Consider the following 9538-nt stretch of genomic DNA (forward strand, 5'->3'; position numbering starts at 1 on the left):
TGGTAGTGTGGGGCCTCCCCATGCGAGAGTAGGGAACTGCCAGGCATCAAATTAAAGTGTGCTGATATGGCTCAGTTGGTAGAGCGCACCCTTGGTAAGGGTGAGGTCCCCAGTTCGACTCTGGGTATCAGCACCAGTTTTAAAGCGTGAGTTCGGTAAATAACAGAATTTGCCTGGCGGCTTTAGCGCGGTGGTCCCACCTGACCCCATGCCGAACTCAGAAGTGAAACGCCGTAGCGCCGATGGTAGTGTGGGGTCTCCCCATGCGAGAGTAGGGAACTGCCAGGCATCAAACACAGAAGCCCTGAACGAAAGTTCAGGGCTTTTTTGTATGTTTAAAACTCGCAACCAGGCTCAAGATTCGTCAAAAACGTCGAATGAGTTAATGCGAGATAATATCAAGGTCATAAAAAAACCTCTGCCAGATTGCGCAGAGGCTTAAGTAGCCCATTGAATATCAATGAATAACTTGAGAAAGGAAGGCGCGTGTACGTTCTGATTTCGGATTCGCGAAGAACTCCTGCGGCGGCGCTTCCTCAACAATCTCTCCGCGATCCATAAAGATCACCCGGTCCGCCACAGTACGCGCAAAGCCCATCTCGTGCGTCACGCATAACATCGTCATACCATCTTCTGCCAGACCAATCATTGTATCGAGAACCTCTTTTACCATTTCTGGATCGAGCGCTGAAGTCGGTTCATCGAACAGCATGATTTTCGGTTTCATACACAGTGAACGCGCGATCGCCACACGTTGTTGCTGCCCTCCTGACAACTGTCCTGGAAACTTATGGGCATGTTCCGCGATACGCACGCGTTGCAGATAATGCATCGCTAACTCTTCCGCTTCTTTCTTCGGCATCTTACGCACCCAAATCGGCGCCAGGGTGCAGTTTTGCAACACGGTAAGATGCGGGAACAAATTAAAATGTTGGAATACCATGCCGACTTCGGTACGAACACGCTCAATATTGCGCACATCATCGTTAAGATGGATGCCATCTACTACGATACGGCCTTGTTGATGCTCTTCTAAATGATTGATGCAACGAATAGTCGTCGATTTCCCTGACCCCGAAGGCCCACAAAGAACAATGCGTTCGCGGGGTTTCACCAGCAAGTTAATATCTTTAAGAACATGGAACTGACCATACCATTTATTCACGTTTTCGAGCGTAATCATCATGGCGTCAGCCGCATTAGTCATAATTTGTGTCATGTAAAACCTCAGTGCGATTTACGCCCGGTGTGGAAGCGCTTCTCCAGATGCTGGCTATAGCGCGACATGCTAAAACAAAAAATCCAGTAGACCATGGCAGCAAACACATAGCCTTCGGTCGACATGCCCAACCAGGTGGGGTCAACGGTGGCTTGCTGCACGCTACTGAAGAGATCGAAGAGGCCGATGATGATCACCAGGCTGGTATCTTTAAACAGTGCGATGATGGTATTCACTAAACCAGGGATGGTCAGCTTAAGTGCCTGTGGCAGAATAACCAGCATCTGCGTTTTCCAGTAGCCGAGTGCCAGTGATTCCGCCGCTTCAGTCTGCCCTTTTGGCAGTGCTTGCAAGCCGCCACGCACCACTTCTGCAACATAAGCGGACTGGAACAGAATCACGCCGACCAGCGCACGTACCAGCTTGTCGATAGTCGTGCCCTCTGCCATAAACAGCGGCAGCATTACCGATGACATAAAGAGCACGGTAATCAGTGGCACACCACGCCAGAACTCAATGAAAATCACTGACAGGGTGCGAACCACGGGCATTTTTGAACGACGAGCCAGCGCCAGCAGAATCCCCAACGGCAGCGCACCAGCGATGCCAATTGAGGCAATAATCAGCGTCAGCGTCAGACCGCCCCACTGGCGGGTTTCCACGCGATCCAGCCCCAGATACCCGCCATACATCAGCAGCCAAACAATGATCGGATAGATCACCGCCCAGCAGGCAATGTAGCGACCACGGCGTGGCATAGACTTAATGAACATGGGAACGATCGACAGTAGACCAATCACCAACGCCAGATTAATGCGCCAGCGCAATTCATGTGGATAAAGCCCATACATGAATTGGCCAAAACGTGCGTGGATAAATACCCAACATGCACCGGCTTTGGTGCAATCCGCGCGCGTTTCACCAATCCAGTTAGCCTGGAAGATCAGCCAATCCAGCGCCGGAGGAATCACACTCCAGATGATCCAGAAACTGAACAGCGTGAGCAGGGTATTGAGCCAGCTGGAGAACAGATTTTTGCGCGCCCAAAGCCAGGCTTTTCCTAGCGGATTGCTGGGTACGGGCGGTGTTTCGTGTGTGGTAACAGACATAATGATCCCGTTCTCTTATCGCTCAACTAGCGCAATTTTGCGGTTGTAGAGGTTCATCAGCAGTGAAATGAGCAGGCTGATGATCAGATAGACCGCCATGGTAATCGCAATAGTTTCAATCGCCTGGCCAGTTTGGTTCAGCACGGTACCGGCAAACAACGACACCATATCGGGATAGCCAATGGCCGCCGCCAGTGATGAGTTCTTCACGATATTGAGATACTGACTGGTTAACGGTGGAATGATCACGCGCATTGCCTGCGGGATGATGACTTGACGCATCGTGACCGGATTTGGCAGACCCAGCGAACGGGCTGCTTCATTCTGACCGTGCGGCACCGACTGAATCCCGGAGCGAATCACTTCCGCAATGAACGATGAGGTATACACAGAAAGCGCCACCGTTAACGCCGCCAGCTCCGGGATCATCACAAAGCCGCCGCGGAAGTTGAATCCGCGCAGTTCTGGTACATCCCAATGCGTTGCGGCACCAAACAATGTGTGTGCAATCAGGGGTAACAGCACAATCAAACCTGCAGCGGCTGGCCACGTGCGGCGTAACTGGCCGGTTTTTAATTGATGCTTACGGTTGAAGCGGAAAAGCGCAACGCTGCCGAGGATGGCCAGTGCCAGCGCAATCAGGAATGGCCAGGTGCCAGGTGCATACTCTGGCCACGGAATATACAAACCGCGGTTACTGACAAACGCCAGATCAAACGCATTGAGTGCCTGACGTGGCCCTGGCAGGTTGCGCAACACCGCAAAGTACCAGAAGAAGATCTGCAGCAGCGGTGGGATATTACGAAACGTCTCGATGTAGATGGTCGAGAGTTTACGCAGCAGCCAGTTTTCAGACAGACGCGCGAGCCCCACGGCGAAGCCCAGGATGGAGGCAAATACAATGCAGAGTGCGGAAACCAGCAGGGTATTGGTCAACCCCACCATAAACACGCGCGCGTAAGTATCGCCTTCGGTGTAATCGATCAGGTGTTGGACGATGCCGAAACCGGCATTGCGCTCAAGAAATCCGAAACCGGAAGTGATGCCGCGGTTGGCCAGGTTGATTACTGTGTTGTGGACCAGATATCCCACCACAGCAAGCACGGCCACAATCGCGAGGATCTGGTAAAGCCAGGCGCGAACCGTAGGATTACCAAACGAAAAATCCCTCTTTACGGTTGGGCGTTGTGACATGTTGAAACCTCAGTGAAGAAAACGCTTGGGCACCGCAGGGTGCGGTGCCCGACTGGCAGAACAGACTTAGCGTACTGGTGGAGCGTACTGGATGCCGCCCTGGTTCCAGAGTGCATTCTGGCCACGCGCGATTTTCAGTGCACTGTCTTTACCCACGTTGCGATCGAACACTTCCTGATAGTTACCGACTTGTTTGATGATGTTGTAAGCCCATTTATTATCAAGTTTCAGGTCTTTACCGAAGTCACCTTCTGCACCCAACAGGTGAGCCATATCCGGGGTAGTGGGTTTGGCCGCCATCTGATCAACATTCTTAGAGCTCACGCCCATCTCTTCTGCGTTCAGCATGGCGTAAAGAGACCATTTAACGATGGTGAACCAGTCGTCATCACCACGACGTACCACAGGACCCAGCGGCTCTTTAGAGATCACTTCTGGCAGCACGATGAAATCATCTGGTTTGCCGAGTTTCACACGCAGTGCATACAGCTGAGACTGGTCGGAAGAGAGGGTATCGCAGCGGCCACTGTCGAGTGCTTTCGCTGACTCATCAGAACGGTCGAAGGTCACTGGCGTGTACTGCATTTTGTTGGCTTTGAAGTAGTCAGCCACGTTCAGCTCGGTATCGGTACCGGCCTGAATACATACGGTGGCACCATCCAACTCTTTGGCGCTTTTCAGACCCGCTTTCTTATGGGTCAGGAAGCCGATGCCGTCATAGTAGTTCACACCAGCGAACAAGAAGCCCATGCCACCATCGCGCGAAGAGGTCCAGGTGGTATTACGAGACAAGATATCCACTTCACCAGACTGGAGCGCAGTGAAACGCTCTTTAGCCGTCAGCGGGGTGTATTTCACCTTGCTTGCATCACCAAATACCGCAGCCGCAGCAGCGCGGCAAACATCCACGTCGATTCCGGTAAATTTGCCGCTGGCATCAGCGTAGGAGAAGCCTGGCAGGCCATCGCTGATACCGCACTGTACGAAACCTTTCTTTTTAATGGCATCCAGCGTGGTGCCTGCGTGCGCTTGTTGAGTAACGGCGAACAGCGAGGCTGCAGCGACCAGGGTGGAAAGCATCATCTTTTTCATAAAGCATCCTGTGTGGCGAGATCGTGTGTTGTTATGTTTGCACGCACTTTAATGTGCGCTTTTTTCTGTCTGTGGCGGTTAGCCATCCACGACTCTGCAAAGGTAATGCCAGGTTTGCAGAATCCTGAATTCACTGGAAAGATCTTTTAATAAAAGGACGCATCCAGAAATTTAGGCTACTATCGCGCACCAAAAGGCTGCATGACGAGACGACGCGATCACAAATAGTGCAAATAGTTTCACTATGTGGAAGCAGTGTGAGCCATCACTCAGGATAAAATGTATGCGTTTGCAGGGTTACGGTAGAAACAGTGCAGGATCACTGGGAAAGCGGCATGGCGGGCGTTATGACGCACAAAGCAGGCGCTAAAAAGGGGCAAAAGACGTGCGGTAAGAGAGACGAAATATCACGGATGCAATTGCAACTATCGTTACCATATCCGCGACAATTGTTTCATCCGTTGCTAACACAGGGAAACGATTGGTGAGGCACAAACAAAAACGCCAACCCGAGGGTTGGCGTTAGCGCAGCAAAGAACAATTAGTTCATGCCGTATTTTTTCAGCTTCTTACGCAGGGTACCACGGTTGATACCCATCATCAGAGCTGCACGGGTCTGGTTGCCACGGGTGTACTGCATCACCATGTCCAACAGAGGCTGCTCAACTTCAGCCAATACCAGCTCATACAGATCACTTACATCCTGACCATTCAGTTGAGCAAAATAGTTCTTCAGTGCCTGTTTTACCGAATCACGAAGTGGCTTTTGCGTCACCTGATCCTGTGAGTTAACGGTAGAAACGGTCAGTACGTCAGAATTTACGCGTTGTTCGAACATAGTTCTGTCAGCTCTTTATTTCATTACGCAAGATTTTCGAAGTATGCCTCCAACGCCTCCAGCTGTTCGCTGGCATCCTCTATGGCGTTGAATGTGCGCCGAAACTGGTCATCAGGAGCACTTTCCTGCAAATACCAGGAAACGTGTTTACGAGCAATACGGTATCCCTTGCGCTGACCATAAAAGTCGTGCAGTTCCCGTATATGTCCAATCAGCATTTGCTTCACTTCAGCCAGCGGCTTCGGTGCCAGCAGCTCCCCTGTGTCCAGATAATGCTGGATTTCCCGGAAGATCCACGGTCTTCCCTGAGCAGCGCGTCCAACCATCAGAGCATCGGCTCCGGTATAGTCGAGCACCGCTCTGGCTTTGTGCGGGTCAGTAATGTCACCATTCGCGATAATCGGAATGGAAACGCTCTGCTTAACTGTCCGAATGCTGTCGTATTCAGCGTGCCCCTCAAACAAACAGGCGCGCGTGCGGCCATGAATGGTGAGAGCCTGAATGCCACAGCGTTCAGCCAATTGGGCAATCTCTACACAATTACGATTTTCTTTGTCCCAGCCGGTGCGAATCTTCAGCGTAACCGGTACATCAACTGCATTCACTACCGCACGGAGGATGGACTCCACCAGTGACGGATGCTGCAGCAGTGCTGAGCCAGCCATCTTACGATTCACTTTCTTAGCCGGGCAGCCCATGTTGATATCAATGACCTGCGCGCCAGACGCCACATTAATGCGCGCGGCTGCAGCCATCTCATCAGGATCGCAACCGGCAATTTGCACGGCACGGATTCCAGGCTCGTCACTATGCACCATACGCAAACGGGATTTATCACTGGCCCAAACTTCTGGGTTTGATGACAGCATCTCGGAGACAGTCATACCCGCGCCGTTCTCGTAACACAAGGTGCGAAATGGCTTGTCGGTAACGCCAGCCATAGGTGCAGCGATGAGTCGATTACGTAGCTGATGGTGTCCAATGCGCATGAAAAAGAAGTGACCCTAACTGTTCGCAAGGCGGCGTATATTACGCATTTTTTAACGAAGATGAAAGGCCAAACTTTGAACAATTCACCGTTAAACTGCGAGGAATTCGGCCTTAACAGCAATGCTACAACTAATAATCTATATAATTCAGTGCATTAAAAAATTATGCTGAAATTGTGAGCAAAAGTTTTTCTTAAAACATGCCCAAAATCACGACATAAAAACCGCCACATCCGGTAATTAGCCAGAGAAATGACGGCGATGTGATTATTAAATGTACTAATTTGATTGCTTTCAGGTAGCAGATTTTCGGCTGATATGCAGAGGGTGAGTTGCTTTCACTGTCTGATGGCCAAACAGCAAACCGGCCAGCGAAGCCAGCCGGTGATCAAACTCAGCGGCGCACGCCGGTAATACGGCACCACTCCTCTTTTTCAGCCACCGGATCAAGTACGAAGCGCTCTACATAGGCTTCGCACACCCCTTCAGCCTGGCTGGCTAATACGCCCGACAATCCCAGATGTCCGCCCGCCTTTGGCAATACGCTAATCAGCGGCGCCAGCTCACGTAGCGGGCCTGCGAGGATATTGGCGACAACCACATCAGCTTGCAGGTTTTCCGGCTGTTGATGCGGTAGATAGAGCGACAGACGATCAGAAACGCCATTGCGCTCAGCATTGTCACGGCTGGCCTGAATAGCCTGCGGATCAATATCAATCCCGATAGCCTGCGACGCGCCCAGTTTAAGGGCGGCTATTGCGAGAATGCCGGATCCACAGCCAAAATCGATCACAGTTTTGCCTTGCAGATCAAGTCCATCAAGCCAGGTGAGACAGAGCGAAGTGGTCGGGTGGGTGCCGGTACCAAACGCCAGGCCCGGATCCAGCATCACGTTGACGGCATTCGGATCCGGCACGTCCCGCCAGCTCGGGCAGATCCACAAACGTTCACCAAAACGCATCGGGTGGAAGTTATCCATCCATTCACGTTCCCAGTCTTTATCCTCGATCTGCTCGATCTTGTGATGGAAATGCGATCCCAGCAGTGGATGTTGACGCAGTTCGGCCACCACATCGTCCATCTCGGTTTCGGCGTCGAACAGACCAATCACATCCGTATCGCCCCATAAGCGTGTTTCACCCGGCAGCGGTTCGTAAACCGGGTTGTCATGGGTATCCTGAAACGTCACCGAGACGGCGCCCACGTCCATCAGCGCATCGCTCAGCGGCTCGGCATTTTCGCCGGTACTGTTAATTTTGATTTGAATCCAAGGCATAGCGTTTCTCTTTATTTCACCGCGGCGTGACGCGCTTCAGGCGTGCTGCCAAACAAATTACCCACCACGAAGGCCAGCAGGCTTAAGGTCAATGAGGAAACGATAGGGTGAAAGCCCCATAGTTCAATTTTCAGGCTGGCAAGTAAGGTATAGCAAGCCGCGCCGACAACCATGCCGCTGATAGCACCTGTCGAATTAGCGCGCTCCCAATACAGTCCCAATACCAGCGGCCAGAGGAACACGGCTTCCAGTCCGCCAAAGGCCAGCAGATTGAGCCAGATAATCATATCCGGTGGATTCCACGCCGCCAGTAACAGCAATATGCCCAGCACGAAAGTGATAGTGCCGGATAGCATACGCAAGCGCGATTCATTCTCGCTGTGCTGTGGCGCAATACGCAAATAGAGATCCTTGATCAGCGTAGCGGAGGATTGCAGCAGCTGCGCGTTAATCGTTGACATGATTGCTGCCATCGGTGCAGCGAGAAACACGCCGGCTGCCATTGGCGGCAACACGGTGATCATCAGCGTCGGGATCACGCGATCCGGAACAGTGAGATCCGGCAGAATGGCACGACCTAACGCCCCCGCCAGATGCATGCCGAGCATTAGAATCACCACGACGATGGTGCCCAGAATGATGCCGCGATGCATGGCTTTACTGTCTTTATAGGAGATACAGCGCACCGCAGTATGCGGCAAACCAATCACGCCAAAGCAGACCAGCACGGCGAAAGAACTCAGGAATGTCGGATTAATGACGTTGCCAACACCTTCCGGCGACACGAGTTGGGGATCGATGGTGCGCAGTTTCGTCACGGCCGTTTCGAGTCCACCCGCCTGATGGATAATGGCAAACAGCAGCAGGAAGGTGCCGACCAGCATTACCAGGCCTTGCATTGCATCGTTGAGTACGCTGGCACGGAAGCCGCCAAACGCGGTATACAGCGCGATGGTGCCACCAAAAATTAATAAGCCGGTGTCGTAAGGAATACCCGCAGCGGTTTCCAGCAAGCGTGCACCGCCAATAAACTGTACGGTCATTGCGCCAACAAAAGCCACTAATAAGCTAATACTGGAGAGCCAAATCAGCAGTGTGCTGCCGTAGCGGCCATATAGCATGTCATTCAGCGTCACAGCGTTATAGCGGCGCGCGAGAATGGCGAATTTCTTTCCTAATACACCGAGCGAGAGCCACACCGCCGGCACCTGAATCATCGCCAGCAATACCCAGCCAAGACCATATTTATAGGCAGCACCCGGCCCGCCAATAAACGAACTGGCACTGATGTAGGTGGAGGTAATCGTCATGGCCAGCACAAAACCACCCATCGAACGGCTGCCGAGGAAGTATTCGGTGAGGAAATTGCCCTGACGCTGTTTGCGCATCGCAAACACCGATAAACCGGCGATCAAGACCAGATAGGCTAATAGCGGCAGAATGATTTCACTGTCCATCTTGATCCTCAAGCGACATGTCGCGATACAACAGGCGAACCATCACCCAGCAAAGGACGATAAATAGCAGCGGGGCGAAAATGCAGGAGAGCTCAAACCAGTGCGGTAATCCGGTGATGCCGCTCTCATTGCCGCCTAGCCAGGCACTTAGGCCCCAGACGGCGAGGTACGCCAGCGTCAGATAAAATGCCCAGCGCGCCTCTTTGTTCGCTTGTAAAAAACGCCAATCCATCATGCAACCTCAACGGTAACAAAAATGAAAAAGGCCGGATTAACCGGCCTTTGTTTGCTCTGCGCTGCGATTACTTCTCGTGCAGGCCGAGTTTTTTCTCCAGATAGTGGATGTTGGTGCCACCCTGCTGGA

General features: G+C 52.2%; 9 protein-coding genes, 1 tRNA gene and 1 rRNA gene. 2 read left to right on the plus strand and 9 right to left on the minus strand.

What is annotated here, in order from left to right; genetic code table 11:
* Window positions 1-60: 60 nt before the first annotated feature.
* Both RT340_RS19390 and rrf read left to right on the plus strand, forming a co-directional pair.
* Window positions 61-136: transfer RNA gene (locus RT340_RS19390), tRNA-Thr, on the plus strand.
* Window positions 137-172: 36 nt separating this feature from the next.
* Window positions 173-288, plus strand: a 5S ribosomal RNA gene (rrf, locus tag RT340_RS19395).
* Between the two features lie 169 nt (window positions 289-457).
* On the opposite strand, the gene RT340_RS19400 is transcribed toward rrf, so the two are convergent.
* The 9 genes from RT340_RS19400 to RT340_RS19440 form a co-directional block, all read right to left on the minus strand.
* Window positions 458-1219 carry an amino acid ABC transporter ATP-binding protein gene (locus RT340_RS19400; protein ID WP_034830190.1) on the minus strand — a complete coding sequence of 254 codons (762 nt, stop codon included), beginning with the start codon at window positions 1217-1219 and terminating at the stop codon, window positions 458-460.
* An 8-nt stretch (window positions 1220-1227) separates the two neighbouring features.
* Window positions 1228-2328 (minus strand): amino acid ABC transporter permease, encoded by a 1101-nt coding sequence (locus RT340_RS19405; protein ID WP_160834681.1) that lies wholly within the window; start codon window positions 2326-2328, stop codon window positions 1228-1230.
* A 15-nt stretch (window positions 2329-2343) separates the two neighbouring features.
* Window positions 2344-3522, minus strand: a complete 1179-nt coding sequence (locus RT340_RS19410; protein WP_313377528.1) for an amino acid ABC transporter permease — start codon at window positions 3520-3522, stop codon at window positions 2344-2346.
* Window positions 3523-3588: 66 nt separating this feature from the next.
* On the minus strand, window positions 3589-4614 hold the full coding sequence (locus RT340_RS19415; RefSeq protein WP_034830184.1) for an amino acid ABC transporter substrate-binding protein: 1026 nt from the start codon (window positions 4612-4614) through the stop codon (window positions 3589-3591).
* Window positions 4615-5155: 541 nt separating this feature from the next.
* A complete protein-coding gene (gene fis, locus RT340_RS19420) occupies window positions 5156-5452 on the minus strand; it encodes a DNA-binding transcriptional regulator Fis (protein ID WP_003855228.1) in 297 nt (98 codons plus the stop codon).
* 23 nt (window positions 5453-5475) lie between these two features.
* Window positions 5476-6441 carry a tRNA dihydrouridine synthase DusB gene (gene dusB / locus RT340_RS19425; RefSeq protein ID WP_038644355.1) on the minus strand — a complete coding sequence of 322 codons (966 nt, stop codon included), beginning with the start codon at window positions 6439-6441 and terminating at the stop codon, window positions 5476-5478.
* 394 nt (window positions 6442-6835) lie between these two features.
* Window positions 6836-7717 (minus strand): 50S ribosomal protein L11 methyltransferase, encoded by an 882-nt coding sequence (prmA, locus tag RT340_RS19430; RefSeq protein WP_211729897.1) that lies wholly within the window; start codon window positions 7715-7717, stop codon window positions 6836-6838.
* An 11-nt stretch (window positions 7718-7728) separates the two neighbouring features.
* Window positions 7729-9174 carry a sodium/pantothenate symporter gene (panF, locus tag RT340_RS19435; RefSeq protein WP_313377529.1) on the minus strand — a complete coding sequence of 482 codons (1446 nt, stop codon included), beginning with the start codon at window positions 9172-9174 and terminating at the stop codon, window positions 7729-7731.
* Entirely contained in the window at window positions 9164-9406 is a 243-nt protein-coding gene (locus RT340_RS19440; protein WP_034830168.1) for a YhdT family protein, read from the minus strand. The genes panF and RT340_RS19440 overlap by 11 nt, the downstream gene beginning before the upstream one ends.
* Between the last annotated feature and the right edge of the window lie 132 nt (window positions 9407-9538).

It is taken from the genome of Pantoea sp. CTOTU50773, assembly GCF_032082325.1.
Classification (GTDB): Bacteria; Pseudomonadota; Gammaproteobacteria; order Enterobacterales; family Enterobacteriaceae; genus Pantoea; species Pantoea communis.